Below are 25,011 nucleotides of genomic sequence, written 5' to 3'. Positions count from 1 at the left end.
ACAAGCAGCATTTCAATGCAAGAAACTCATGATCAGCCGAGCTGGCCCATCTTCAAACGCCTGCTCGGTTATGTGCGCGATCGCAAGCTGGGTCTCATCGGTGGCATCATCGGCATGCTGGGCTACGCCGCCGTCGATACCACCTTCGTCTACTCCATCAAGCCCCTCATCGATGAGGGGATCAACGGCAGCGATCCGAGCGTGCTCAAGTGGATGCCTTTCTTCGTGCTCGGCATCGTCGCCCTGCGCGGGCTGGCCAACTTCCTCTCCAACTACTGCATGGCCTGGGTCGGCAACCACGTAGTGATGCGTCTGCAGCAGCAAGTATTCAACCACATGGTGGCTATGCCGATGAGCTTCTTCGACCGGCAAAATACCGGTCATCTGCTCTCCAAGGTGACTTACGATGCGAGCCAGGTCTCCTCGGCCGCCAGTACCACGCTGGTGACCCTGGTGCGTGAAGGGGCGACCGTGGTGGGCCTGCTTGGCCTGATGTTCTATCACTCCTGGCAGCTGTCGGTGATCTTTCTGGTGGTGGGTCCCCTGGTGGGCATCATCATCGGTCTCATCAGCCGCCGTTTTCGCAAGATAAGCCGCCACATTCAGCACGCGGTGGGCAATATCACCACCTCTACCGAGCAGATGCTCAAGGGGCATAAAGAGGTGCTGATGTTTGGTGGCCAGAAGGTGGAGGAGAAACGCTTCTACCAGGTCAGCAACAACATGCGCCAGCAGACCATGAAGATGGTGGCGGCCGATGCCATCGGCAGTCCCATCGTCCAGATGGTTGCCTCCATCGCCCTGGCGGCCTTCCTCTACGTGGCAACCATCGACAGTGTGCGCAGCACCCTGACTGCCGGTACCTTCACCGTCATGATCACCTCCATGATGATGCTGCTCAAGCCGCTAAAAAGCCTGACCGACGTCAACAACCAGTTCCAGCGCGCCATCACCGCCTGCCACAGCCTGTTTGGCCTGCTCGACACCGAGCCGGAGCCGGACACCGGCACCCGCACCCTGGAGCGTGCCCGCGGCGAGCTCGAGTTTCGCAACGTCACCTTCACCTACCCGACCAAGGAGACCCCGGCCCTTTACAACCTCAGTTTCAAGGTCGAGGCGGGCAAGTCGGTGGCCCTGGTGGGACGCTCGGGCTCTGGCAAGAGCACCATTGCGAGCCTCATCACCCGTTTCTATGACATCGATGAGGGGGAGATCCTGCTCGATGGGGTCAATATTCGTGACTATCGCCTGAGTGAGCTGCGCAAACAGTTCGCCCTGGTCTCCCAGCAGGTGCACCTGTTTAACGACTCGGTGGCCAATAACATCGCCTACGCCGCCGAGGATCGCTACAGCCGTGATGAGGTAGTGCAGGCGGCCCGCATCGCTCATGCCGACGAGTTCGTGAGCAAGATGCCCCAGGGCTATGACACCGTGGTCGGGGAAAATGGCGCGTCGCTCTCGGGGGGCCAGCGCCAGCGTCTGGCCATCGCCCGTGCCCTGCTGCGCGATGCCCCCGTGCTGCTGCTCGACGAGGCCACCTCGGCCCTGGATACCGAATCCGAGCGCCACATCCAGGCGGCCATCGACGAGCTGTGCAAGCAGCGCACTTCCCTGGTCATCGCTCACCGCCTCTCTACCATCGAGAAGGCCGACGAGATCCTGGTGATCGACGAAGGGCGCATCGTCGAGCGTGGCAACCACGCCGAGCTGATGGGCAAAGCCGGCACCTATGCCCAGCTGCGCGCCATTCAGTTTGGTGACAAAGCCTGATGCTTGACGCCCTCTGGTATCAAAAAAGCCCCCTGCGCTGGGGGCTCTTGCCCCTGGCTGCCCTGTTTGCCGCCGTGAGCAGCGCTCGCCGCGTGGCTTACCGGCTGGGGCTGTGCAAGGCCTATCGCTCGTCTCTGCCGGTGGTGGTGGTGGGCAACCTCTCGGTGGGAGGAAACGGCAAGACCCCCGTGGTGGTCTGGCTGGTGGAGGCCTTGCGCGCCCGGGGGCTGCGCCCCGGGGTGGTGAGCCGTGGCTACGGTGGCAAGGCGCCGCACTATCCGCTGCGCCTCGTCGCCGGCACCACCACCGCCGAGGCGGGGGATGAGCCTGTGCTGATCCACCGTCGCTGCGCCTGTCCGGTGGCCGTCTCTCCCAAACGGGCCGATGCGGTGCGGCTGCTCGAGCAGAGCGGTGAGGTGGACATCATCATCACTGACGACGGCCTGCAGCACTACGCCCTGGCCCGGGATGTGGAGATAGTGGTGCTCGACGGGATACGCCGCTTCGGCAATGGCTGCCTGCTGCCCATGGGGCCACTGCGCGAACCGCTTTCGCGCCTTGGCTCGGTAGATGCCATCATCTGCAACGGTGGCGAGCCTGCGCCGGGGGAGTGGGCCATGCGCCTGGTCCCGGATGCACCGCGCCGGGTGCAGGATGAGCTTCCCGCCGAGGGGGCGCTCGGTCCCAAGGTGGACGCCCTGGCGGGTATCGGCCATCCGCCCCGATTCTTTGCCACCCTGCGCGAGCTGGGCTATGACCTGGTCCAGGCGCAGGGCTACCCCGATCACCACGGCTTCGATGAGGCCGAGCTGACCGCCCGTTTTGGCGAGCGGCCGCTGCTGATGACCGAGAAAGACGCGGTAAAGTGCCGCGCCTTCGCCCGGCCCAACTGGTGGTATATTCCCGTGCGTGCCGAGCTGCCGGAAGGGCTGCTCGCCACCCTCATGACATCGCTAAAGGAGTGACGCAGTGGCTCTCGATCCGAAACTGCTGGATATCGTGGCCTGCCCCCTGTGCAAGGGCAAGCTGAACTATGACAAGAGCAAACAGGAGCTGGTGTGCCGGTTTGACCGACTCGCCTATCCGCTGGAGGAGGGGATCCCCGTGCTCCTCGAAAACCGTGCCCGTCACCTCTCCCTGGAAGAGCTCAATCCATGAGTTTTATCGTCATTATTCCGGCCCGTTACGCCTCGACCCGGCTGCCGGGCAAGCCGCTGGCCGATATCCATGGCAAGCCCATGGTGCAGCACGTGGCGGAGAAGGCCCTGCAGTCAGGCGCCGAGCGGGTGATCGTCGCCACCGATGACGAGCGGGTGCGCCAGGCGCTGCTCCCCCTTGTCGCGGGGACCGGCGTCGAGGTGTGCATGACATCACAGGATCACCAGTCCGGCACCGAGCGTCTGGCCGAGGTGTGCCGCCACTACGGCTTTGCTGCGGACACCATCATCGTCAACGTGCAAGGGGATGAGCCCCTCATTCCGCCCGCCCTCATCCGCCAGGTGGCAGACAATCTGGCCGGCGCCAGTGCCCCCATGGCGACCCTGAGCGTACCGGTACACACCGCCGCCGAGGCCTTCAATCCCAATGCGGTGAAGGTGGTGACCGACAAGGATGGCTACGCCCTCTACTTCAGTCGCGCCCCCATTCCCTGGGAGCGGGATCGCTTCGCCCAGAGCCGCGAGGCCATCGGTCCCTGGTTCCAGCGCCACATCGGCATCTACGCCTATCGTGCCGGCTTTATCGAGCGCTACGTCTCCTGGGCACCGAGCCAGCTCGAGCAAGTTGAGGCTCTCGAGCAGCTGCGGGTGCTCTGGTACGGAGAGAAGATCCACGTGGCCGAAGCCATTGAAGCGCCGCCGGTGGGGGTCGATACCCCCGAGGATCTGGAGGCGGTGCGCCGGGTCCTGGCCGGGTAGGCGAGAGACCCTCTTTTCCTGTTTTTCGGATAAAGCGACACCCGGTGTCGCTTTTTTATGCACTGTTATTGTCTAATTTATTGATTTTAGTGAGGATGTTCTCGATTTTTTGCCTCGGACTTGCCCCGGATTGCCAAATCGGGCAGTTTGGTTATGATGCAAGAATTGTGGTTCGCCCGAGTGAGGGCGAAATAAGTAATAAAAATGGGGTGTCCGGGTGATTAATGTATTTCTGGTCGATGACCATGAGCTGGTGCGTACCGGGATAAGACGAATTCTGGAAGATGTGCGCGGGATCAAGGTGGTGGGCGAGGCCCAAAGCGGCGAGGCTGCCGTCACCTTCTGCCGCCAGAGCCATCCCGACGTGATCCTGATGGACATGAACATGCCCGGGATCGGCGGGCTCGAGGCGACCCGCAAGATCCTGCGTATCTGCCCCGATGTGCGCATCATAGTGCTGACGATCCATTCCGAGAATCCGTTCCCGACCAAGGTGATGCAGGCGGGCGCCGCCGGTTACCTCACCAAGGGGGCGGCCCCCGAGGAGATGATCCAGGCGATCCGTCTGGTTCACTCCGGGCAGCGCTATCTCTCCCCCGAGATCGCCCAGCAGATGGCCCTGAGCCAGTTTGCCTCCGGCGATGAGAACCCCTTCAAGTCTCTCTCCGAGCGCGAGCTGCAGATCATGATGATGATCACCAAGGGGCAGAAGGTGAACGACATTTCCGAGCAGCTCAACCTGAGCCCCAAGACGGTCAACAGCTACCGCTATCGCCTCTTCAGCAAGCTCGGGATCAACGGTGACGTAGAGTTGACTCACCTGGCCATCCGCTACGGCATGCTGGATGCCGATACCCTCTGAGCCTTGGGCTCACGTTTGTCAAAGGCGGCCGTGGCCGCCTTTTCCCTTGATGGAGCACCATGAGCGAGCAGTTTGACAGCAAGGCCTTCCTCAAGGTCGTGACCCACCAGAGCGGTGTCTATCGCATGTATGACGCCGGCGGCGTTGTCATCTACGTGGGCAAGGCCAAGGATCTTAAAAAAAGGCTCTCCTCCTACTTTCGCAAACAGGTCGACAGCGCCAAGACCCGCGCCCTGGTGAGCCAGATCGCCGACATTCAGGTGGTGGTGACCCACACCGAGACCGAGGCGCTGATCCTCGAGCACAACCTCATCAAGCAGTACCAGCCGCGCTACAACGTGCTGCTGCGGGATGACAAGTCCTACCCCTGGATCATCATCACCGATCAGCGCCACCCGCGCATCGGGGTGCACCGTGGGGCGCGCAAGGTGAAGGGGGAGTACTTCGGACCTTACCCCTCTGGCGGTGCGGTGCGCGAGAGCCTGCACCTGATGCAGAAGATCTTCCCGGTGCGCCAGTGCGAGGACGCCGTCTATGCCAACCGCTCGCGCCCCTGTCTCATGTACCAGCTCAAGCGCTGTGCCGGCCCCTGTGTGGCGGGGCTGGTGAGTGACGAGGAGTACCAACGCCAGGTGGAGCTGGCGCGCCTCTTCCTGGCCGGCAAGAACCAGGAGGTGATTGGCCGGCTGGTGGCCAGGATGGAGACGGCGAGCCTGGAACTGCGTTTCGAGGAGGCGGCCCGTTTTCGCGATCAGATCCAGGCCCTGCGCCGGGTGACCGAGCAGCAGTCGGTGAGCGGCAACGTGCTGGACGATCTCGACGTGGTGGGGGTGGCCCAGGAGCAGGGCACCGCCTGTGTGCACGTGCTCTTTATCCGCCAGGGCAAGGTGCTCGGCTCGCGTAGCTACTTTCCCAAGGTGCCGAGTGACACGCCCCTGGACGAGGTGGTGCAATCCTTCCTGCTGCAATTTTATCTCTCGGGTCACTCCGGTCGGCAGATCCCGAGCGAGGTGTTGCTCGATGTGGCCCTCGAGGATGAATCGGTCATCGCCGACACCCTGGCGCAGACCGCCGGCTACAAGGTGCGGGTGGTGAGCCGCACCCGCGCCGAGCGGGCCCGATTTATCAAGCTTGCCAGCACCAATGCGCTCACCGCACTGCAATCGCGTCTGGCTCACAAGAGCACCATGGGTGAGCGACTGCGCCAGCTCGAGGAGCTGCTCGAGCTGGAGACGCCGATCGCACGCATGGAGTGTTTCGATATCTCTCACACCATGGGGGAGCGCACCGTGGCCTCCTGCGTGGTGTTTGGTCGCGAGGGGCCGGTGGGCGGCGAATATCGCCGCTTCAACATCGAGGGGATCACCGGGGGCGATGATTATGCCGCCATGGAGCAGGCCCTGGAGCGCCGTTTTGCCAAGCAACAGGATCCGGACAAGGTACCGGACGTGCTGTTTATCGATGGCGGCCTCGGCCAGTTGCGCCGGGCCGAGGAGATCCTCGCCAGCCAGCAGGAGCGGCTCGGTGGCAAGCAGCCTCTGCTTATCGGGGTGGCCAAGGGGGTGACCCGAAAGGCGGGTCTCGAGACGCTGATCATCGGCGACAGCCACGAGGAGCTGCACCTGCCGGTGGATATGCCGGCACTGCACCTCATTCAGCACATTCGCGACGAGTCCCACCGCTTCGCCATCACCGGCCACCGGGCACGGCGCGCCAAGGCGCGGGTATCGAGCTCACTCGAGGAGATCCCGGGGGTCGGCCCCAAGCGGCGGCAGGCGCTGCTTAAATATCTGGGAGGACTGCAGGAGGTCAAGCGTGCCGGGGTTGAGGAGCTGGCCAAGGTGCCCGGCATCAGCGAGGCCCTGGCCGAGGCGATCCACGCCGCGTTTCACGGTGCAAACGGGTGACGCACAGACGGTGGGGTGACATAATGGCGGGGCCTGCCAGGCAGGTACTCTCAGGCGGCACTGCCGCCTCTCGCTCGCACAGATGAAGTGGCTGACAATAATGACCAATATCCCCAATCTCCTGACCTACTTCCGGATCTTGCTGATCCCCTTCTTCATCGTTCTCTTCTATCTCCCCTATGAGTGGTCCTATCTGGCGGCGGCCATCGTCTTCATCCTGGCGGCGGTCACCGACTGGTTCGATGGCTATCTGGCGCGCAAGCTCAACCAGTCCACCGCGTTTGGCGCCTTCCTCGATCCGGTGGCCGACAAGATCATGGTGGCGGCCGCCCTGGTGGTTATCGTCGAGCACTACAACACCGTCTGGGTCACCATCCCTGCGCTGACCATGATTGGCCGCGAGATCCTCATCTCGGCCCTGCGCGAATGGATGGCCGAGATTGGCAAGCGCTCCGCCGTTGCCGTGGGCTGGATTGGCAAGTGGAAGACCACCATCCAGATGATTTCGCTCACCGGCCTCATCTGGCAGTACAACATCTGGATGGTGTGGCTTGCCTATGTGCTGCTCTATGTGGCCACCGTGCTCACCTTCTGGTCCATGTTCCAGTACCTCAAGGCGGCCTGGGCCGATCTCAGCTACCACTCCCGTTTTTAAGCCCCCTTCATGGGTTGGGGCCCCGTCATGGGGCCAGACGGGTTTCGCGCCGCTCTTTTCACCAAACGGCGCAAAAAACGCCCGAACGATCAGGCAATTAACTTTTTTGGGTTGACTCGTTGGCGCAAGCCGATAGAATGCGGCCTCACAGTCAGGGCGAAAGCCAAGACAGGCGGGAATAGCTCAGTTGGTAGAGCACGACCTTGCCAAGGTCGGGGTCGCGAGTTCGAGTCTCGTTTCCCGCTCCAAACTCTCTTAGAGAGCATGGCGCGTTAACAAAGCGGTTATGTAGCGGATTGCAAATCCGCCTAGTCCGGTTCGACTCCGGAACGCGCCTCCATATTCCAGGGCCCGCAGTGCGGGCCCTATTACAATCAGATACCGCCCGGATGGTGAAATCGGTAGACACAAGGGATTTAAAATCCCTCGACCTTTGGTTGTGCGGGTTCGAGTCCCGCTCCGGGCACCAGTTAAAATGATTGTAAAAACATATACTTATGAAATGCCACTCCAAGGAGTGGCCTTTTTCGTTTGCGCACCTCATCTGCAAAGTGTCGCCAAAGTGGCGACAGAATTCTCGAGGAGCCTGAAGGCAGGGCCGGTCAGACTCTTCTGCTTCTGCTTCTGCTTCTGCTTCTGCTTCTGCTTCTGCCTCTGCCTCTGCCTCCGTGGTGTGGTTGTGGGGCACAGCGAGCGACATGCGTTCTCGGGCCCTTCTCTTCTCTGTGACTCCCTGTGACATGCCTTTTTTTGGTGCAACCATGGGGTTGCACCAATAGTGTGCATCCTGATGGTGCTGCTGCGCCTTGATTGGGATTGAGGGGAGGGGATGAGGCCCTGAATGATTATATTTTATTGATATTTAACGATTAAATTTTTTGGCACGGGATTTGATTGATTGCATCCGGGAACACCTAAGGATTGGGAGAAACCAGATGAAGTTAATCACTGCCATTATCAAACCCTTCAAACTCGACGATGTGCGCGAGGCCATCGCGGATCTGGGCGTCGAGGGGCTGACCGTCTCCGAAGTGAAGGGATTCGGTCGTCAGAAGGGGCACACCGAGCTCTATCGCGGCGCCGAATATCAGGTCGACTTTCTGCCCAAGGTCAAGCTGGAGATAGCCACAGTGGCTGAGAACGTGGAGCAGATCATCGAGGCGATCTGTTCGGCGGCCTACACCGGCAAGATCGGTGACGGCAAGATCTTCGTCTATGACCTGCAGCACGCCGTACGGATCCGTACCGGCGAGAGCGATGCCGAAGCCCTGTAATATTCAAGGAGAAGTGACATGGACGAGTTGACCAAATCCGTAACCGAGCTGCGCTTTGCGCTCGATACCTTTTATCTGTTGATGTCCGGGGCCCTGGTGATGTGGATGGCGGCCGGATTTGCCATGCTGGAGGCCGGCCTGGTTCGGGCCAAGAACACCACCGAGATCCTGACCAAGAACGTGCTGCTCTATGCCATCGCCTGCGTCATGTATCTGCTCGTTGGCTACAACCTGATGTATGTGGACAACACGGCCGGTGGCTGGTTGCCGAGCCTGGGTGCCCTGTTGGGGAGTCAGGCCGAGGGGGCGGGCCATTCTCTGGAGTCGGATTTCTTCTTCCAGGTGGTGTTTGTGGCTACCGCCACTTCCATCGTCTCGGGCGCCGTGGCCGAGCGGATGAAGCTCTGGTCCTTCCTGCTCTTTTGCGTGGTGATGACCGGGTTTATCTACCCCATGGAAGGCTACTGGACCTGGGGCGGCGGTTTCTTGAAAGAGGCGGGCTTTAGCGACTTTGCGGGCTCGGGGATCGTCCACCTGGCCGGCGCGGCAGCCGCTCTCTCCGGCGTGATGTTGCTGGGCGCTCGGCGCGGCAAGTATGGCAAGGATGGGGCCATCTATCCCATCCCCGGCTCCAACCTCCCCCTGGCGACCCTGGGGACCCTGATCCTCTGGATGGGTTGGTTTGGCTTTAACGGCGGCTCCCAGCTGGTGCTCTCCAGCGCCGCCGATGCGACCGCCATTGGCAAGGTGTTCGTCAACACCAATGCCGCCGCCGCCACCGGAGCCCTGGGGGCGCTGTTGGTGACCAAGCTCACCTGGGGTAAGGCCGACTTGACCATGGTGCTTAACGGTGCCCTGGCCGGGCTGGTGGCCATCACCGCCGATCCTGCCTCGCCGACACCGCTGTTTGCCTCCCTGATCGGTGTGCTGGCGGGAGCCCTGGTGGTCTATGCCATCGTCTGCTTCGACAAGCTCAAAATCGACGATCCGGTCGGGGCCCTCTCGGTGCACGGGGTGTGCGGCCTGTTTGGCCTGCTGGTGGTGCCTCTCTCCAACGAGGCGGCCAGCTTCAGTGGTCAGTTGCTCGGGGCGGCCGTCATCTTCGGTTGGGTCTTCCTCTCCTCCTTGCTGGTATGGAGCCTGCTCAAGGCCACCCTGGGCCTGCGGGTCTCCGAAGAGGAGGAGCTGATGGGGGGCGACGTACACGAGTGCGGTATCGATGCCTATCCGGAGTTTGTGACCGTCAAGTCCAGCCTCTGAAGCTTACCCTTCAGACGGGCCGGGGTTCTCCCCGGCCCGTTCTTTTTGGGCGACACTCAGTGGCAGTGTGTGATGCGGCGACAGGAGAGGGGGAAGCATGAGATCGTTGCTGATGATGCTCTGGTTGGCATCGGCCCCGCTGTGGGGGGCCCAGTGGCGGCTGGAGCGTTCGGTGGATGGGGTGACGCTCTGGAGCCAGCCCCGGCCCCCGGAGTCTTATCTGGCCTTGCGTCTTGAGATGCGGGTACGGGCCGCTCCCGCAGCCCTGCTCAGGGTGCTGCGCGACACCTCTCGCCATCGGCTCTGGCTGCCCCAGAGTCGGGAAGTTCGTCTGTTGGCGCGTCCGTCCCCGGGAACCGATCTGGTTTATACCCTGCTGGCGGCCCCCTGGCCGGCGGCGGATCGCGAGCTCATCACCCGCTCCCATCTCAGTTGGGGGGAAGATTGTCGCCTCGTGTTGACGGTGCAGGCGGAGCCCGATGCGCTGCCCTCGCACCCGCAGCGAGTGCGGATCCGGCACAGTAGCGGACGCTGGGAGGCCCTTCCTATGGGCGATGGCACCACGCTCGTTCGCCTCGAGAGTTACACCCATCCGGGGGGCTCGCTACCGGCCTGGCTGGTCAATCCCATGGCTATGAGGGCAGCACTGGAGGGATTTAGTGCCATCCGGACCTTGATGCAGGTTGCCCCTCCTGAGCCTTGCAACCACTAGGTTGCGCGGGTTACTCGGGAGCGAGGCGTGGCAAGCACTTATGCAGCGTGATAAATCACTTTCTCTGCGTTGACCGAAATCCATCCTTTCTCCTTCATCTCGGCAACGATTGCGTCCAGTTCGCAGGTTGTGAGTTGACGCTGGAAGAAGGCCGAGATGGCGCTCTTTAGGGTGGTTAGGGTGCGTGGCCTAGTCACCTTGGGTTGCAACAGCTTGCTATGAAACTGAAGCGCCCGTTCCTGAGATGAACGGGTCTTCTGCGATCTTAGTAACGGCATGTCGGTGATGGCCTCGTGGCGTGCAACCGAGATTTTGCGTGACTTGAGGTGGCCTATCAGGGGATCGAACCCCTTATCCCTAGAGATGACATGGAAGGCGGCATGAGGGTCTTGGGCGCAGAGTTCACCGATATAAAAGGCGATATGAAAATCCAGTGCATTGTGGCCACTGCCACTCATGCGGATATAACGTGCCCGATCGCCAAAAGGCTGCAGCGCCATCACCAACTCGACGGGTAGCTTACTCTGGGTGGCGCCAACAAACACATGGGGCCGGAAGGTATCAGGGCAGAGTTGATCCAGCTGGGCAGGCAGCAGATTCTCGAGATCGATCAATACGTGGTTAATGCGCATCCGCACTCCTTTGCGATGATGGCTGTTACCAACAGATTAACCTTGAGCAGACCCTAATGGAATTGTCTAACGAGAGTGTGCGGTCGATCACGGTTCAGGAGGCCCGACTATCACCAAGACAGCCTGTTCTCGTCGGCGTGCCAATCCAGGTGTCATTTTGAAATGCGTGAGAGCTGAGGGCCCCCCCTGTATTACTCACCAGGTGCGGTCAAGGTCGTCGGCATAGAGCTCGATGGCGCGTCGATAGGCGCGGATCGTCTCATCGTTGGTGGTGGAGACCAGCAGGCGCAGCAGCAGGGCAACTGCCTCCTTGTGCTGGCCGAGGTTGTAGAGGCACATGGCGTAGAAGGGCGCTATCTCCTGCGCCTCGGGAAATTCCCGGCGGGTCTGCTCAAAGTAGCCCAGGGCCTCGGTATAGTGGCCCAGAGTGCGCAAGGTGCTGGCCAGTCCCAGCAGCGCATCGAGACGCTCGTCGGGGGCGAGGGTTCCGGCCAGTGCCCCCTGGTAATGGGGAACGGCCTCCTGCTCGGCACCCTGATTGTCAAAGGACCAGGCGATGTGCAGATGGGCCCGGGCCGCCAGTTCCGGCTTGTCGAGCAGTGGGGTGAGCAGGGCCCTGCTCTCCTCGTAGCGCCCCTCCTTGCGAAGGGTGATGGCTTCGTCGATGGTGTGGGTCATCCTGGACTCCTCGTCGGTCAATGGAGAGCCATCATGATGGTTTCCGTTTCACCGGACAAGCTCTTCCCCCTCAACGGGGTTAGAGCGCCAGTCGCTGCAGGGTGTCACAGAAGGCGATGAGGGCCGGGCTCCGGGGCTCGGCCGGGCACATCAAGCCAATGGGCCAGCTGGCGTCGGGCCCGGTCAGTGGCAGGATTTTCACGCCCGGGTGATCGACAGGAATGGAGGAGGGGAGCAGGGTCCAGGCGATCCCGGCCGCTGCCATGGTGATGCCGGCGGTAAAGTCACTCAAGGGGTCGAGGTGGGCAAACGGCGTTCCCAGTTGCGCCAGGTAGTGGAGCAGGTGATCGTGGAAGGCCGGGGCCTTGTCCCGGCGCAATATGGCAAGGGGATAGGCTGCCAGCCCGGTGATGTCGGTTATCGCTGGATAGTCGGCGGGGAGCACCGCCACCAGATGAGAGTGCAGCAAGGGGCGGAAGAACCAGCCGCGTGGGGCCGGCAGGCGACAGCATCCCAGATCCAGCTCGCCCTCCAGCAGGGCACGCAGCTGGTGGTGGGTGGAGAGATCGTGCAAGGTGATCTGCACCTCGGGGTGGTGCTGGCGAAACGAGGCGATGGCCTGTGGCAGCAACAGGCGTACCGGAGCCCCGAAGCCGATGCGAAGCGTCCCCCGGGTACCGGCCAGTACCTCCTGGGCCAGCCTGGGGAGGCGCTCGCTGCGCTCGACAAGCACACGGGCCTCGTCCAGCAGGGCGATCCCCAGCGCCGTGAGCCGGGTCGCTCCCGGGCTGCGTTCGAAGAGAGGCGCGCCCAGTTGTGCCTCCAGGCGCTTGAGCTGTTTGCTCAGGGCCGACTGGGTCAGGCTCAGGCGCTGGGCCGCCTGACCAAAGTGCAGTTGCTCGCTCAAGGTCACGAAGGCACGCAGATCCCTTAACTCCATCATTCCTCCGGGGAATATTGAAAGGTCCAATATATCATTGGACGGAATTGGCAAGGAGCGCAATCCTAAGCATCCGATACCCCATCTGAGGAGCTCAACATGCACCATGCACGCCTTTCCCCCTTCCCTGACGGCTTTCTCTGGGGAGCCGCCTCGGCTGCCTACCAGGTGGAGGGCGCCTGGGATCAGGATGGCAAGGGCCCCTCGGTGTGGGACACCTTCAGCCGGGTCCCGGGCACCACCTTCATGGGCAGCAACGGGGAGGTGGCCGTGGATCACTACCATCGGCTGGAGGAAGATCTTGATTTGATGCAGCAGATGGGGCTTACCGCCTACCGCTTCTCGGTCAGTTGGCCCCGGCTCTTCCCCTCGGGGCGGGCGCCCCTCAACCCGGCCGGGCTCGCCTTCTATGACCGTCTGGTGGATGGGCTGCTGGCACGCGGCATCGAGCCCGTGCTGACCCTCTATCACTGGGATCTGCCCCAGGCCTTGCAAGAGGAGTACGGTGGCTGGGAGGACAGACGGATCCTCGATGACTTCGAACACTACTGCGTGACCCTCTACCGCCATTTTGCCGATCGGGTCACCTACTGGGTCTCGCTCAACGAGCAGAATTTCAATCTGACCAACGCCTATCTGTTGGGATCTCACCCTCCGGCGGTGCAGGACAGGCGCCGCTTCTTCAACGCCAACCATATCGCCTCACTGGCCAATGCCAGGGCGATCCGGGCCTTTCGGCAGCATGTCCCCAGGGGGCAGATAGGGCCCAGCTTTGCCTATTCGCCGGCCTACCCGCTCACCTGCGCTCCGGCGGATCTGCTTGCCTTCGACAATGCCGAGGTGTTTTGCAACCACTGGTGGCTCGATATCTACTGCCATGGGCGCTATCCCAGGGTGGCCCTGCGCTGGCTCGAGCAGCGGGGTGAGGCCCCCGAGATCTTGCCCGGTGACATGGCCCTGTTGGCCGAGGCCAGGCCCGATTTTGTGGGGGTCAACTACTACTACACCCTGACCTATACCGATAACCCCATGGGAGGAGAGACCCTGCGGCGCATCAATCACTCGGGTCAGAAGGGGACAACCCCGGCGAGCGGGGTGCCAGGCCTCTACAAGACGGCGACCAACCCCCATCTTGAGACCAGCAACTGGGACTGGGCCATCGATCCCACCGGATTGCGTCTGGCTCTGCGCCGTCTGACCTCCCGTTACGACTTGCCACTGATGATCACCGAAAACGGGCTGGGGGAGTTTGATACCCTGACCGGGGAGGGCGTTCAGGATGAGTACCGGATTGCCTACCTCAAGGCCCACCTCATCGCCTGCCAAGAGGCAATGACCGACGGCGTCAGGCTGATCGGGTACTGCGCCTGGTCCTTCACCGACCTGCTCAGCTGGCTCAACGGCTATCAGAAGCGCTATGGCTTCGTCTATGTGGAGCGTGACGAGCAAGGAGGGAGCCTCAGGCGTATTCCCAAGGCGAGTTTTCACTGGTACCGGGAGGTGATCGCAAGTCAGGGGCTGAGCCTGGGTAATACCTGATTGTCATAAAAAGGGTCTACGCTTGAATCCTTCTCTTGAGCGTGGAGGCATCATGGAGAGAATGAGACTCTATCGAGCTGCATGCAGGCTGGTGGCCCGGGACCCCTTTACCCTCGACAATGCCCGCGCTCTGGAACGGCTGGAGGCGCGGGCAGAAGGGGAGGAGCGGCTGCTGATCGCCACCCTCTGGGTCGGCTTGCTGGAGCGGGGAGACGAGGGGCTGACCCGTTATATTCATCGGGAAGAGAACTGACCCGCCCCGATGGCGGGATCTTTTCTATCCTGTTGGTGATGATCCCGTGCCGCCCCGCATCGGGGCCACATCAGGAGGAGATAACGATGGCGCGCCATTCCACCTTGCTGAGTCGGGCCGAAGAGCTGCTCACTCACGATCCCTTCACCCTGGCCGATGCCAAGGCTCTCGAAGAGCTCGAGGAGTTGGCCTCGGGCGAAGAGGGGCTGCTGATTGCCGAGATCTGGGAGTCGGCCCAGGGCATCGCCGATGATGAGGCCCGGCTCTATATGAGCGGTCTTCGATAATCGGGAGAGCCACGCCGGAGTATGACGGTCGCCAGGTGCGACCGTCTTTTTTTGCCACTGCAATTTGCAATGGCCATTGCAATTTGGCTCTCCCGGTGCATTCCGGCAAGGGAATTGTGACCCGGTAATGGGGTGGCACGTCCTATGCCTGTTCGCTTCGTGAAAATCACGACAGGGAGAGAGTCATGAGAAACAATCAGCCGGTCACCCAGAAAGAGGTGCTCTACGGGGATGAAGAGAGCCTCATCTCCACCACCGATCTGGAGAGCCGAATCACCTATGCCAACGAGGCGTTCTGCAAGGTCGCCGGCTTCACCGAGAAAGAGCTACAGGGGCAGCACCATAACATGGTGCGCCACCCCGACATGCCCAAGCTGGCGTTTGCGGATCTCTGGGAGCATATCAAGGCCGGCAAGAGCTGGATGGGGCTGGTCAAGAACCGTTGCCAAAACGGTGATCACTACTGGGTAAGCGCCTTCGTGACGCCCATCCGCGACAGTAACGGCAAGGTGATCGAATACCAGTCGGTGCGCAGCGCGCCGCGCAGTGAGTGGAAGAGCCGTGCCGAAAAGGTCTATGAGGGGCTTCGTGCAGGCAAGATGCCGAACCTGATGTGTCTCTCCTGCAGCGCCATTGGTTTGGGGGTGGCCGGGGTCGGGCTCTTGGTGCTGCTGGGGGCCATCGTGGTCGGTGGCCTACCCTGGGCATGGGGGATCCCGCTGCTCGTCCTCCAGGGGGCGGTGGCCGGATTGCTGCTCCGGTCTCGCCAGCGGTTGGCCAAGGTCAATGCCCTTGCCAGAGAGTATTTCGACAATCCCCTGATGGAGCATCTCTACACGGGTCAGCGTGACGATCTGAGTGCCGTCGAGCTGGCGCTCATCATGGGCAAGGCCGAGCTGCGCGCCGTGGTGGCTCGCAGCCAGCAGACCTGTATCAACATACTGCGCTCGGCCGAGCAGGATCAGCGCAATATAGAGGTGATCGCCAGCAACCAGGTGCGCCAGCAGGAGGAGACCAACATGGTCGCCACGGCCATGGAGGAGATGAATGCCTCGATCCACGAGGTGGCCAAGAGTGCCAGTGCCTCCAGCAAGATGATCGAAGATACCCAGAGCCTCTTTGCCGACGGCCATCGCAACCTGAGCGAGACGGTGAACGAAGTCGCGACCCTGGACAGCGAATTGCAGCGCTCCCAGGGGGTGATCCACTCACTGGCGGAGCAGTGCCGCGCCATCGACACCATAGTGCTGGCTATCAGCGAGATCGCCAACCAGACCAACCTGCTCGCCCTCAATGCGGCCATCGAGGCAGCGCGGGCCGGGGATCAGGGGCGTGGCTTTGCGGTGGTGGCCGATGAGGTCCGTCAGCTGGCGACGCGAACCCAGAGCTCGACCGGTGAGATCCAGAGCATCATCCACCGGTTGCAAAGCAGTGCCAGTGAGGCCGAGCATGCCATGCAGGCGGGGTCGGCCCTCTCTTCCGGTTGTCAGTCCAAGGCCAGGGCCAGTGGTGAGCTGCTCGAGCAGATCAATGCCATGCTGCTGCAGGTCGCGGCCAGCAGCACCCAGATAGCCCAGGCTGTGGATGAGCAGTCTCAGGTCACGACCGACATGAACGATCGTATCCACACCATCAAGGATCTGGCCGATAACTCGCGCGAACGCAGCACAGACGCGGCGCACGGGATCGATCAACTGGTGGGGCAACTGGGGGATCTGGAGCGACTGGTGCGCCAGTTTATTCGGGGAAAAGGGCGCCAGAGCGCATAAACAACTCGGGCCCTTCGCGGGCCCGAACTGTTTTTTCGGCTTAAGCCAGCAGCAGATGGGGGTCGGTAAACGCCAGTCCGTGCGCCTCGGCCACCTCCTTACAGGTGAGGCGCCCCTCCAGCACGTTGAGGCCGGCGAGCAGGTGCCGATCCGCGCGCAGCGCGTCGCGCCACCCCTTATCGGCCAGCTTGATGATGTAGGGCAGGGTGGCGTTGTTGAGGGCAAAGGTCGAGGTGCGAGCCACCGCGCCGGGCATATTGGCCACGCAGTAGTGAACGACCCCGTCGACGATATAGGTGGGATCTTCGTGGGTGGTGGCGTGGGAGGTCTCCACGCAGCCGCCTTGATCGATCGCCACGTCGACGATGGCCGAGCCCGGCTTCATGCGTGCGATGTGCTCTCGGGTGACAAGTTTCGGCGCAGCCGCACCCGGGATCAGCACACCACCAATCACCAGATCAGCCGCCAGCACGTGGCGCTCGATGGCTTCTGCGGTGGAGTAGACCACCTTGGCCGCCCCCTGGAATTCGGCGTCGAGACGGCGCAGGGCATCGATGCTGCGGTCGAGGATGGTGACATCGGCACGCATGCCGATGGCCATGCGGGCCGCGTTGGAACCCACTACGCCCCCCCCGATCACCACCACCTTGGCCGGCTCAACACCGGGTACACCACCGAGCAGCATGCCGCTGCCACCGCGAGACTTCTCGAGGGCCTGGGCACCGGCCTGGATCGACATGCGACCGGCCACCTCGGACATGGGGGCCAGCAGGGGCAGACCCCCCCTGTCATCGGTCACGGTTTCATAGGCGATACAGATTGCGCCGCTCTCGATCAGCTCCTTGGTCTGGGGCAGATCCGGGGCCAGATGCAGATAAGTGAAGAGGATTTGACCTTTCCGTAACATGGCGCGTTCCACTGTCTGAGGCTCTTTCACCTTCACGATCATCTCGCTCTGGCTGAATACCTCGGCAGCGGTTTCCAACACCTCGGCACCGGCGGCCCGATAGTCATCATCGCTAAAGCCGACACCAAGGCCGGCGCGGGTTTCGACAAAAACCCTATGGCCTCTGGCCGTCAGTTCACGTACACTGGCCGGAACCATGCCTACGCGATATTCATGGTTTTTTATTTCTTTCGGTACGCCGATTATCATGTTGTCCCTCACATACGTCGCTGGTGGTTTGTGTTGCCAGATTGTTAAGCAACATTTTGCGCCAAGTATACTGGGGAGTTGACAGGATTTGTCACTATTATTATAAAATCATTGGTGATTCTTACCAAAAAATAGCCAAAGGATGGAATAAATGATGGAAGTTAAGAGTCGACTGAAAGATTTGGACCGGATCGACCGCAACATTCTCAATGAACTGCAAAAGGACGGCAGGATCTCGAATGTTGAATTGTCCAAGCGTGTTGGCCTGAGCCCGACCCCCTGTCTTGAGCGTGTCCGTCGTCTGGAGCGCCAGGGGTACATCGAAGGGTACGCGGCCATTCTCAATCCCCATTTCCTGGATGCCTCTTTGCTGGTCTTCGTCGAGATCACCCTTAACCGGGGTGCCCCTGACGTGTTCGAACAGTTCAACAAGGCGGTACAGGTGCTCGAAGAGATCCAGGAGTGCCACCTGGTCTCCGGTGACTTCGACTACCTGCTCAAGACCCGGGTAAGCGATATGTCTGCTTACCGTCGTCTGCTGGGAGAGACCCTGCTGCGCCTGCCCGGCGTCAACGACACCCGCACCTACGTGGTGATGGAAGAGGTCAAGCAGAGTAGCCGGCTGGTGATCAGCACCCGCTGAGCAGGGGCGAATGCCACGATGAGAAACGAGCGGCCAGTCCGCTCGTTTCTTCTTCTGTCGTCCGCCGGGTGGCTGACAGGGGGGGGGAGTTTCAGTGATACTAGGGCCCCCGGGCATAATGACGAGTACAAGGAGCCGGAGTTTGGCCGTCAAACCTCATATTTTCACTCCCCTTTCAGGCATGGCGCGCATTGGTGAAGCCCTTCTCATCGCCGTGACTATCGGGGCGGCGTTTCTCATGCTGGCACTCATCAGCTACAACCCGGCCGACCCCGGCTGGTCCCAGACTGCCTGGGAGGGAGAGGTGCACAATCTTGCCGGTACCACCGGTGCCTGGGCGGCCGATATCACCATGTTTACCTTCGGTGCCTTCGCCTATCTGGTCCCCTTCCTGGTGGTGCTGCTGGGCTGGAGCCTGCTTTGGAAGCCCAAGCGCCTGCTTGATGTGGATTACCTCACCCTGGGTGTTCGCATCATCGGCTTCATCCTGACCGTGCTCGGGATGTCGGCCATCGCCAGCATGAACTTCAACGATCTGCACAACTTCTCTGCCGGCGGGACCGTGGGAGATGTGATTGTCGGTGCCGTGATCCCCCTCTTTGGACGGGTCGGGGCCAACCTGATGCTGATCTGCTTCGTGGCCACCGGCATCACCCTCTTCACCGGCATGTCCTGGCTCACTATCGTCGAGCGGATCGGGGCCGCCGCCATTGGCAGCGTCACCGGTATCTACACCTTCCCCATGAAGCTGGGGCAGTGGCTGACCGGTGGCTGGCGCCGTGACCCCCGAGAGGAGGGGCCCGATCCCCTGCTCGATGCCGGTGGCGTTACCCTGACCCCGGAGGACGAGCAAGAACTGGCTCCCGTCATGAGTCTGCCGCGGGCCAGCGCATCCAAGCGTCGCAAGGCCGAGGTGTTGCCCGAGCTCGACGAGGATACCTTCCAGTTTGACCCCGACTTCGATGATGACGAAGAGGGGATCCCGGCTCGCAAGGTAGCGCCCAAGGCGCTCGAGATGGATGATGACGCCTTCGACGAGGAGCTGGATCTGCCCTGGGCCGGTGAAGCCGAAGTGCCGGCCGCCGCAGCGCCCCAGCGGGCCTCTGTGCTCAAGCCCAAGCCCAAACGTCCGGCCAATATGGCGCCGCTGCCTTCGCTGGAGCTGCTCGACCGACCGCCGGCGCGCACTCAATCCATGAGCAACGACGAGCTCGAGCGCATGGCTCGCCTGGTCGAGGCCAAGCTCGCCGATTACAACGTGCAGGCCAAGGTGGTCGGGGTTTATCCGGGCCCGGTCATCACCCGGTTTGAGCTCGATCTCGCCCCCGGCATGAAGGCGAGCAAGATCACCAACCTGTCGCGGGATCTCGCCCGCTCTCTGTCGGCCAGCAGTGTGCGGGTGGTCGAAGTGATCCCCGGCAAGACCTTCGTGGGCCTCGAGCTGCCCAACCGGGTGCGCCAGACCGTCTACCTGCGCGAAGTGCTTGACTGCCCGGGCTTTAGCGAGACCGACAACCCGCTCACCATGGTGCTCGGGCAGGACATCGCCGGCTCCCCTGTGGTGGTCAACCTCGGCAAGATGCCTCATCTCTTGGTCGCCGGTACCACAGGCTCGGGTAAGTCGGTGGGGGTCAACACCATGATCCTCTCCATGCTCTACAAGGCTTCGCCGGATGAGCTGCGCTTTATCATGATCGACCCCAAGATGCTGGAGTTGTCGGTCTACGAAGGCATCCCACACCTGCTCACCGAGGTGGTGACCGACATGAAGGATGCCGCCAACGCCTTGCGCTGGTGCGTGGGGGAGATGGAGCGTCGCTACAAGCTGATGTCGGCGGTCGGGGTGCGTAACCTCAAGGGTTACAATGCCAAGGTGCAGGCCGCCATCGACGAGGGCGATCCCTTGCTCGATCCCCTGTGGCGCCCGGGCGACTCCATGGATGAGATGCCTCCCGAGCTCGAGAAGCTGCCCCATATCGTGGTCGTGGTCGACGAGTTTGCCGACATGATGATGATCGTCGGCAAGAAGGTCGAAGAGCTCATCGCCCGTATCGCCCAGAAGGCGCGGGCCGCGGGTATTCACCTTATCCTCGCCACCCAGCGTCCGTCGGTGGATGTGATCACCGGCCTCATCAAGGCCAATATCCCGACCCGGATCTCGTTCCAGGTGTCGAGCAAGATAGACTCGCGCACCATCCTGGATCAGGGCGGAGCCGAATCCCTGCTCGGCATGGGTGACATGCTCTACATGCCGGCCGGCACCTCGGACCCGGTGCGGGTGCACGGTGCCTTCGTCGACGACCACGAGGTTCACAAGGTGGTGGCCGACTGGAAACTGCGCGGCGAGCCCAACTATATCGACGAGATCCTCGCCGGCGAGAGCAGTGAGGGCGGCAGTGGCGAATATGGTGGCGAAGGGGATGACGAGCTCGACCCCCTGTTTGACGAGGCGGTGGCTTTCGTGGTGGAGTCCCGTCGTGGCTCGACCTCCAGCATCCAGCGCAAGTTCAAGATCGGTTATAACCGGGCCGCCCGCATCATCGATCAGATGCAGGATCAGGGCATCGTCAGTGCCCCCGGCAGCAACGGCCAGCGCGATGTGTTGGCACCGGCACCCATGCGTGATTAATGAGACGGCCAGCCCGGTGGCTGGCCCACTAACAGAGAGAATGCGATGAAAAAAGCCGTAGTCTTAGGAGTCCTGCTGCTCGCCTGCAGCCAGGCCTGGGCCGCCGGGGCGGCCGACCAGCTCAAGCAGAAGCTGGCCGGGGTCAAGCTCTTCTCCGCCCAGTTCGAGCAGACCGTGTATGACGTCAAGGGGCGAGAGCTACAGAAGGCGGGCGGTACCCTGACCGTTTCCCGTCCCAACCGTTTTAATTGGCATACCACCTCGCCGGACGAGAGCCTGATCGTCTCCGACGGCAAGGATGTCTGGCTGTGGGATCCCTTCGTCGAGCAGGCCACCGCCATGAGCCTCAAGGATGCGGTGCTCAATACCCCCTTCATCCTCATCTCGGGCACCGACGACCGTTTCTGGAAGAACTACGACGTGACCCGTGAGGGGGATGTCTTCACCGTCACCAGTCGCAATCAGAGCGAGCTCATCGCCTCGTTTCGGGTGACCTTTGATCGGCAGGACAACATCAGCCGCTTCGATGTGAAGGAGGCCCAGGGCCAGTGGAGCGAGTTTCGCTTAAGCCACTTCAACCGTCAGCCTGTGCTCAAGGGCAACGAGTTTATCTTTACCCTGCCCAAGGGCGCCGAGCTCGATGATCAGCGTCGCTGAGGCGCCCATGAGTAACCTCTCCCTCGATTTTTCCTCCGATTTTCGTCCCCTGGCCGCACGGATGCGGCCTGAGACCCTCGAGCAGTACATTGGCCAGCGCCATATCCTCGGCCCCGACAAGCCCCTGCACAAGGCTATCCGTGCCGGCCACTGTCACTCCATGATCCTCTGGGGCCCCCCCGGCACCGGCAAGACCACCCTGGCTGAGCTGGTTGCGCGTTATTGCAGCGCCGAGGTGGAGCGGGTCTCGGCGGTCACCTCCGGTATCAAGGAGGTGCGGGCCGCCATTGACAAGGCCAAGGAGAACGGCTGGCGCGGGGTGCGCACCATCCTCTTCGTGGATGAGGTGCACCGCTTCAACAAGAGTCAGCAGGATGTCTTCCTGCCCCACATCGAAGACGGCACCATCACCTTCATCGGAGCCACCACCGAGAATCCCTCGTTCGAGCTCAACAACGCCCTGCTCTCCCGCGCCCGGGTCTATCTGCTCAAGCGGCTGGAGGAGGAGGATATTCTGGCCATGATCGAGCAGGCCCTGAGCGATCCGCGCGGCCTGAACGACTCCGCCCTCACCTTCGCCCCCGGGGCCAAGGAGGCGCTGGCCCGGGTGGTGGACGGGGATGGCCGCAAGGCCCTCAACTACCTGGAGCTGCTGGCCGACATGGCCGAGCCGGGTGAAGGGGGCAACAAGGTGATCGACGCCACCCTGCTCTCTGCCGTGGTGGGGGAGCACATCGCCCGCTTCGATAACCGGGGCGATCACTTCTATGACCTCATCTCGGCGGTGCACAAGTCCATCCGCGGCTCGGCCCCCGATGCGGCCCTCTACTGGTATGCCCGCATGGTGAGCGCCGGCTGCGATCCCCTCTACATCGCCCGGCGCCTGCTGGCGATTGCCTCGGAGGACGTGGGCAACGCCGATCCGCGCGCCATGCAGGTGGCCCTGTCGGCCTGGGACTGCTTCCATCGGGTGGGGCCGGCGGAAGGGGAGCGCGCCATCGCCCAGGCGATTGTCTATCTGGCCTGCGCCCCCAAGAGCAACGCCGTCTACACCGCCTGGAAGGCGGCACTCGGCGATGCGAAGTCCCAGCCCGACTTCGAGGTGCCGCCGCACCTTCGCAACGCCCCGACCAGGTTGATGAGCGAGCTGGGCTATGGGGCCGAGTATCGCTACGCCCACGACGAGCCGGGTGCTTACGCCGCCGGGGAGGAGTATTTCCCACCCGAGCTGGCCGGTCGGCGTTACTACCAGCCGAGCGATCGCGGGATGGAGATCAAGATTTCGCAAAAACTCGATTACTTGCGGGATCTGGATGCACAAAGTTCGCGCAAACGCGGCAAATAGCCGCTGTTCGGGTAAGGTTGCTGCTGATACACTGTTTCGACTGCGCCGCGGGCACACCCGGGGCGAGCCAACCGAAGGTCAAATCAGGGATCTGTGTTTTCTGCCCGGTGCTTGGGCCCGGATCCCGTTTCATTACAAGTAGGATATATAATGCTGGATCCCAAATATTTGCGTGGCGATATCGAGGAAGCAGCTGCACGTCTGGCCACCCGTGGCTATACCCTGGACGTCGCTGCAGTGACCGCACTGGAAGAACAACGCAAGGATCTGCAGTCCCGTACCCAGGAGCTGCAGGCAGAGCGCAATGCCCGCTCCAAGTCCATCGGTGAGGCCGCCCGTCGCGGGGAAGATGTGGCTCCCCTCAAGGCCGAGGTGACCAAGATCAATGACGAGCTGGATGCCTGCAAGGCCAAGCTCGACGTGCTGCTCGCCGATATCAAGGCCATTGCCGACGCCATTCCCAACCTGCCGAGCGAGACCACTCCGGTCGGCCGCGACGAGAACGAGAACGTCGAGGTGCGTCGCTGGGGGACTCCCCGTGAGTTCGGCTTCCCGGTGCGCGATCACATCGATCTCGGCGAAGGGCTCAAGGGTGTCGATTTCGCCAATGGGGTCAAACTCTCGGGCTCCCGTTTCGTGGTGATGCGCGGTCAGATTGCCCGTCTGCACCGTGCCCTGGCCCAGTTCATGCTGGATCTGCACACCCAGCAGCACGGCTACACCGAGTGCTATGTGCCCTATCTGGTTAACCCGGACAGCCTGTACGGCACCGGTCAGCTGCCCAAGTTCTCCGAGGATCTCTTCAACACCGGGATCGAAGGGGAAGGGGAGCTGGAGGGGACGACCCGCAAGTTCTCCCTGATCCCGACTTCCGAAGTGCCGCTCACCAACACCGCCCGCGACGAGATCTTCGACGAGCAGGAGCTGCCCATCAAGATGACCGCCCACAGCCCCTGCTTCCGCTCCGAAGCCGGCTCCTACGGGCGCGACACCCGCGGTCTCATCCGTATGCACCAGTTCGACAAGGTCGAGATGGTGCAGCTGGTGCACCCGGCAAAATCCTGGGACGCCCTGGAAGAGATGGTGGGTCACGCCGAGAAGGTGCTGCAACTGCTGGAGTTGCCCTATCGCGTCATGGCCCTGTGCACCGGCGACATGGGTTTCTGCGCCGCCAAGACCTATGACCTCGAGGTGTGGCTGCCGGCCCAGAACACCTATCGCGAGATCTCCTCTTGCTCCAACTGCACCGATTTCCAGGCGCGCCGCATGCAAGCCCGGGTCCGCATCGACGGCAAGCCCCAGCTGATCCACACCCTCAACGGCTCTGGCCTGGCGGTGGGGCGTACCCTGGTGGCCGTGCTGGAGAACAACCAGCAGGAAGACGGTCGCATCGAAATCCCGACCGTGCTGCGTCCCTACATGGGCGGCCTGACCCACATCGGCTGATCCCGCTGGCGCTGATCACAAGGCCATGGCTCTGCCATGGCCTTGTTCGTTTTAGCCGCTGTCAATCGTTTTCGTATGGAAAAAAAGAGCGCTAACAGGCGCTTTTTTGGTCATTTAACACATTTTTATCAAGCAATGCGCAATCGTTTTTGTTAGACTGCGCCGCAATTTGGAAGGACATCCGTTTCTATGGTCTGGATTGATTACGCCATCCTCGGCATCATCGGTTTCTCCGCCCTCATCAGCCTGGTGCGCGGCTTCGTCAAGGAGGCCATGTCGCTCGTCACCTGGTTTGTCGCCTTCTTCATCGCCAGCCGTTTCTATCCCGATCTCGCCGTCTACTTCACCGCCTTCTCCGATGCCATCATCCGCAATGGTCTGGCTATTGCAGCCCTGTTCGTGGCGACCCTGATCCTGGGTGGCGTGGTGAACTATGTGGTGGGCTTGCTGGTCGAAAAGACCGGACTCTCCGGCACCGACCGGGTGCTCGGCGTCTGTTTCGGCGCGATCCGCGGGGTGCTGATCGTCAGCGCCCTGCTCTTTTTTATGGATACCTTTACCAGCCTCTCCCAGACACCCTGGTGGCAGGCGTCGAGGCTGGTGCCCGAGTTCGGGCTGGTGATCCAGTGGTTCTTTGATTTCATGCAGAACTCATCGAGTTTTCTTAAACAGGTAACCTGA

24 protein-coding genes and 3 tRNA genes are annotated in these 25,011 nt (G+C 61.9%); 23 read left to right on the top strand and 4 right to left on the bottom strand.

The features are described from left to right. Positions 1–15 precede the first annotated feature (15 nt). From msbA to AB5Y48_RS07355, 13 genes are all read left to right on the top strand, one after another. The gene (msbA, locus tag AB5Y48_RS07415; protein WP_050665549.1) at positions 16–1,770 is read left to right on the top strand and encodes a lipid A ABC transporter ATP-binding protein/permease MsbA; all 1,755 of its coding nucleotides are present in this window, start codon (positions 16–18) and stop codon (positions 1,768–1,770) included. Next, positions 1,770–2,735, top strand: a complete 966-nt coding sequence (gene lpxK, locus AB5Y48_RS07410) for a tetraacyldisaccharide 4'-kinase (RefSeq protein WP_368164094.1) — start codon at positions 1,770–1,772, stop codon at positions 2,733–2,735. Before msbA ends, lpxK begins: the two co-directional genes overlap by 1 nt. 4 nt (positions 2,736–2,739) lie before the next feature. Further along, positions 2,740–2,928, top strand: coding sequence for a Trm112 family protein (locus AB5Y48_RS07405; RefSeq protein WP_005354121.1), 189 nt, complete (start codon positions 2,740–2,742; stop codon positions 2,926–2,928). Further along, on the top strand, positions 2,925–3,686 hold the full coding sequence (kdsB, locus tag AB5Y48_RS07400) for a 3-deoxy-manno-octulosonate cytidylyltransferase (RefSeq protein WP_060586491.1): 762 nt from the start codon (positions 2,925–2,927) through the stop codon (positions 3,684–3,686). Before AB5Y48_RS07405 ends, kdsB begins: the two co-directional genes overlap by 4 nt. Before the next feature lie 217 nt (positions 3,687–3,903). Then, positions 3,904–4,548, top strand: coding sequence for a UvrY/SirA/GacA family response regulator transcription factor (gene uvrY, locus AB5Y48_RS07395; RefSeq protein ID WP_050665552.1), 645 nt, complete (start codon positions 3,904–3,906; stop codon positions 4,546–4,548). Positions 4,549–4,607: 59 nt separating this feature from the next. Further along, positions 4,608–6,455 (top strand): excinuclease ABC subunit UvrC, encoded by a 1,848-nt coding sequence (gene uvrC / locus AB5Y48_RS07390; protein WP_136613676.1) that lies wholly within the window; start codon positions 4,608–4,610, stop codon positions 6,453–6,455. A 100-nt stretch (positions 6,456–6,555) separates the two neighbouring features. Next, positions 6,556–7,110 (top strand): CDP-diacylglycerol--glycerol-3-phosphate 3-phosphatidyltransferase, encoded by a 555-nt coding sequence (pgsA, locus tag AB5Y48_RS07385; RefSeq protein ID WP_005354108.1) that lies wholly within the window; start codon positions 6,556–6,558, stop codon positions 7,108–7,110. Between the two features lie 172 nt (positions 7,111–7,282). Next, a tRNA-Gly gene (locus AB5Y48_RS07380) sits at positions 7,283–7,358 on the top strand. Positions 7,359–7,376: 18 nt separating this feature from the next. Then, a tRNA-Cys gene (locus tag AB5Y48_RS07375) sits at positions 7,377–7,450 on the top strand. A 43-nt stretch (positions 7,451–7,493) separates the two neighbouring features. Beyond that, positions 7,494–7,579, top strand: a tRNA-Leu gene (locus AB5Y48_RS07370). A 466-nt stretch (positions 7,580–8,045) separates the two neighbouring features. Beyond that, positions 8,046–8,384: a P-II family nitrogen regulator gene (gene glnK / locus AB5Y48_RS07365; RefSeq protein WP_050665554.1), complete on the top strand. Its 339-nt coding sequence runs from the start codon at positions 8,046–8,048 to the stop codon at positions 8,382–8,384. Between the two features lie 18 nt (positions 8,385–8,402). Beyond that, positions 8,403–9,644: an ammonium transporter gene (locus tag AB5Y48_RS07360; protein WP_368164093.1), complete on the top strand. Its 1,242-nt coding sequence runs from the start codon at positions 8,403–8,405 to the stop codon at positions 9,642–9,644. Between the two features lie 97 nt (positions 9,645–9,741). Further along, positions 9,742–10,356: an START domain-containing protein gene (locus tag AB5Y48_RS07355; RefSeq protein ID WP_368164092.1), complete on the top strand. Its 615-nt coding sequence runs from the start codon at positions 9,742–9,744 to the stop codon at positions 10,354–10,356. A 38-nt stretch (positions 10,357–10,394) separates the two neighbouring features. Here the strand turns inward: AB5Y48_RS07355 and AB5Y48_RS07350 are convergent, their stop codons facing one another. The 3 genes from AB5Y48_RS07350 to AB5Y48_RS07340 form a co-directional block, all read right to left on the bottom strand. Continuing rightward, positions 10,395–10,988 (bottom strand): PIN domain-containing protein, encoded by a 594-nt coding sequence (locus AB5Y48_RS07350; protein WP_368164091.1) that lies wholly within the window; start codon positions 10,986–10,988, stop codon positions 10,395–10,397. A gap of 195 nt (positions 10,989–11,183) precedes the next feature. Continuing rightward, the gene (locus AB5Y48_RS07345) at positions 11,184–11,666 is read right to left on the bottom strand and encodes a tetratricopeptide repeat protein (RefSeq protein ID WP_224160897.1); all 483 of its coding nucleotides are present in this window, start codon (positions 11,664–11,666) and stop codon (positions 11,184–11,186) included. A 79-nt stretch (positions 11,667–11,745) separates the two neighbouring features. After that, the gene (locus AB5Y48_RS07340) at positions 11,746–12,606 is read right to left on the bottom strand and encodes a LysR family transcriptional regulator (RefSeq protein ID WP_368164090.1); all 861 of its coding nucleotides are present in this window, start codon (positions 12,604–12,606) and stop codon (positions 11,746–11,748) included. Positions 12,607–12,705: 99 nt separating this feature from the next. On the opposite strand from AB5Y48_RS07340, the gene AB5Y48_RS07335 reads away from it, so the two are divergent. The 4 genes from AB5Y48_RS07335 to AB5Y48_RS07320 all read left to right on the top strand — a co-directional run bounded on the left by AB5Y48_RS07335 (position 12,706) and on the right by AB5Y48_RS07320 (position 16,454). After that, on the top strand, positions 12,706–14,145 hold the full coding sequence (locus tag AB5Y48_RS07335; protein WP_224162074.1) for a glycoside hydrolase family 1 protein: 1,440 nt from the start codon (positions 12,706–12,708) through the stop codon (positions 14,143–14,145). Between the two features lie 52 nt (positions 14,146–14,197). After that, positions 14,198–14,398, top strand: a complete 201-nt coding sequence (locus AB5Y48_RS07330) for a hypothetical protein (protein ID WP_050665561.1) — start codon at positions 14,198–14,200, stop codon at positions 14,396–14,398. 86 nt (positions 14,399–14,484) lie between these two features. Further along, on the top strand, positions 14,485–14,685 hold the full coding sequence (locus tag AB5Y48_RS07325) for a hypothetical protein (RefSeq protein ID WP_050665562.1): 201 nt from the start codon (positions 14,485–14,487) through the stop codon (positions 14,683–14,685). Between the two features lie 185 nt (positions 14,686–14,870). Continuing rightward, entirely contained in the window at positions 14,871–16,454 is a 1,584-nt protein-coding gene (locus AB5Y48_RS07320; protein WP_368164089.1) for a PAS domain-containing methyl-accepting chemotaxis protein, read from the top strand. Positions 16,455–16,494: 40 nt separating this feature from the next. Here the strand turns inward: AB5Y48_RS07320 and ald are convergent, their stop codons facing one another. Beyond that, a complete protein-coding gene (gene ald, locus AB5Y48_RS07315) occupies positions 16,495–17,610 on the bottom strand; it encodes an alanine dehydrogenase (protein WP_050665564.1) in 1,116 nt (371 codons plus the stop codon). A gap of 151 nt (positions 17,611–17,761) precedes the next feature. Here ald and lrp point away from each other — a divergent pair, with 151 nt between their 5' ends. The 6 genes from lrp (at position 17,762) to AB5Y48_RS07285 (ending at position 25,011) form a co-directional block, all read left to right on the top strand. Then, on the top strand, positions 17,762–18,253 hold the full coding sequence (gene lrp, locus AB5Y48_RS07310) for a leucine-responsive transcriptional regulator Lrp (RefSeq protein WP_005363787.1): 492 nt from the start codon (positions 17,762–17,764) through the stop codon (positions 18,251–18,253). Between the two features lie 118 nt (positions 18,254–18,371). Continuing rightward, on the top strand, positions 18,372–20,882 hold the full coding sequence (locus tag AB5Y48_RS07305; RefSeq protein WP_368164088.1) for a DNA translocase FtsK 4TM domain-containing protein: 2,511 nt from the start codon (positions 18,372–18,374) through the stop codon (positions 20,880–20,882). A 45-nt stretch (positions 20,883–20,927) separates the two neighbouring features. Next, a complete protein-coding gene (lolA, locus tag AB5Y48_RS07300; protein ID WP_136613668.1) occupies positions 20,928–21,539 on the top strand; it encodes an outer membrane lipoprotein chaperone LolA in 612 nt (203 codons plus the stop codon). 7 nt (positions 21,540–21,546) lie between these two features. Continuing rightward, the gene (locus AB5Y48_RS07295; protein WP_050665567.1) at positions 21,547–22,884 is read left to right on the top strand and encodes a replication-associated recombination protein A; all 1,338 of its coding nucleotides are present in this window, start codon (positions 21,547–21,549) and stop codon (positions 22,882–22,884) included. 150 nt (positions 22,885–23,034) lie between these two features. Next, complete coding sequence (serS, locus tag AB5Y48_RS07290; protein WP_050665568.1) at positions 23,035–24,330, top strand: serine--tRNA ligase; 1,296 nt, start codon at positions 23,035–23,037, stop codon at positions 24,328–24,330. 189 nt (positions 24,331–24,519) lie between these two features. Next, positions 24,520–25,011, top strand: a complete 492-nt coding sequence (locus AB5Y48_RS07285; protein ID WP_050665569.1) for a CvpA family protein — start codon at positions 24,520–24,522, stop codon at positions 25,009–25,011.

Source organism: Aeromonas sp. R6-2 (genome assembly GCF_040908155.1).
Taxonomy (GTDB): Bacteria; Pseudomonadota; Gammaproteobacteria; order Enterobacterales; family Aeromonadaceae; genus Aeromonas; species Aeromonas schubertii.
This window is presented reverse-complemented; position numbering and strand designations above follow the sequence as displayed.

Excerpts from the sequence above, each read along its gene's own strand:
- msbA (WP_050665549.1), top strand. The coding sequence starts at position 16 with ATGCAAGAAACTCATGATCAGCCGAGCTGGCCCATCTTCAAACGCCTG.
- lpxK (WP_368164094.1), top strand. The coding sequence starts at position 1,770 with ATGCTTGACGCCCTCTGGTATCAAAAAAGCCCCCTGCGCTGGGGGCTC.
- kdsB (WP_060586491.1), top strand. The coding sequence starts at position 2,925 with ATGAGTTTTATCGTCATTATTCCGGCCCGTTACGCCTCGACCCGGCTG.
- uvrC (WP_136613676.1), top strand. The coding sequence starts at position 4,608 with ATGAGCGAGCAGTTTGACAGCAAGGCCTTCCTCAAGGTCGTGACCCAC.
- pgsA (WP_005354108.1), top strand. The coding sequence starts at position 6,556 with ATGACCAATATCCCCAATCTCCTGACCTACTTCCGGATCTTGCTGATC.
- glnK (WP_050665554.1), top strand. The coding sequence starts at position 8,046 with ATGAAGTTAATCACTGCCATTATCAAACCCTTCAAACTCGACGATGTG.
- AB5Y48_RS07360 (WP_368164093.1), top strand. The coding sequence starts at position 8,403 with ATGGACGAGTTGACCAAATCCGTAACCGAGCTGCGCTTTGCGCTCGAT.
- AB5Y48_RS07355 (WP_368164092.1), top strand. The coding sequence starts at position 9,742 with ATGAGATCGTTGCTGATGATGCTCTGGTTGGCATCGGCCCCGCTGTGG.
- AB5Y48_RS07350 (WP_368164091.1), bottom strand. The coding sequence starts at position 10,988 with ATGCGCATTAACCACGTATTGATCGATCTCGAGAATCTGCTGCCTGCC.
- AB5Y48_RS07345 (WP_224160897.1), bottom strand. The coding sequence starts at position 11,666 with ATGACCCACACCATCGACGAAGCCATCACCCTTCGCAAGGAGGGGCGC.
- AB5Y48_RS07340 (WP_368164090.1), bottom strand. The coding sequence starts at position 12,606 with ATGGAGTTAAGGGATCTGCGTGCCTTCGTGACCTTGAGCGAGCAACTG.
- AB5Y48_RS07335 (WP_224162074.1), top strand. The coding sequence starts at position 12,706 with ATGCACCATGCACGCCTTTCCCCCTTCCCTGACGGCTTTCTCTGGGGA.
- AB5Y48_RS07330 (WP_050665561.1), top strand. The coding sequence starts at position 14,198 with ATGGAGAGAATGAGACTCTATCGAGCTGCATGCAGGCTGGTGGCCCGG.
- AB5Y48_RS07325 (WP_050665562.1), top strand. The coding sequence starts at position 14,485 with ATGGCGCGCCATTCCACCTTGCTGAGTCGGGCCGAAGAGCTGCTCACT.
- AB5Y48_RS07320 (WP_368164089.1), top strand. The coding sequence starts at position 14,871 with ATGAGAAACAATCAGCCGGTCACCCAGAAAGAGGTGCTCTACGGGGAT.
- ald (WP_050665564.1), bottom strand. The coding sequence starts at position 17,610 with ATGATAATCGGCGTACCGAAAGAAATAAAAAACCATGAATATCGCGTA.
- lrp (WP_005363787.1), top strand. The coding sequence starts at position 17,762 with ATGATGGAAGTTAAGAGTCGACTGAAAGATTTGGACCGGATCGACCGC.
- AB5Y48_RS07305 (WP_368164088.1), top strand. The coding sequence starts at position 18,372 with ATGACGAGTACAAGGAGCCGGAGTTTGGCCGTCAAACCTCATATTTTC.
- lolA (WP_136613668.1), top strand. The coding sequence starts at position 20,928 with ATGAAAAAAGCCGTAGTCTTAGGAGTCCTGCTGCTCGCCTGCAGCCAG.
- AB5Y48_RS07295 (WP_050665567.1), top strand. The coding sequence starts at position 21,547 with ATGAGTAACCTCTCCCTCGATTTTTCCTCCGATTTTCGTCCCCTGGCC.
- serS (WP_050665568.1), top strand. The coding sequence starts at position 23,035 with ATGCTGGATCCCAAATATTTGCGTGGCGATATCGAGGAAGCAGCTGCA.
- AB5Y48_RS07285 (WP_050665569.1), top strand. The coding sequence starts at position 24,520 with ATGGTCTGGATTGATTACGCCATCCTCGGCATCATCGGTTTCTCCGCC.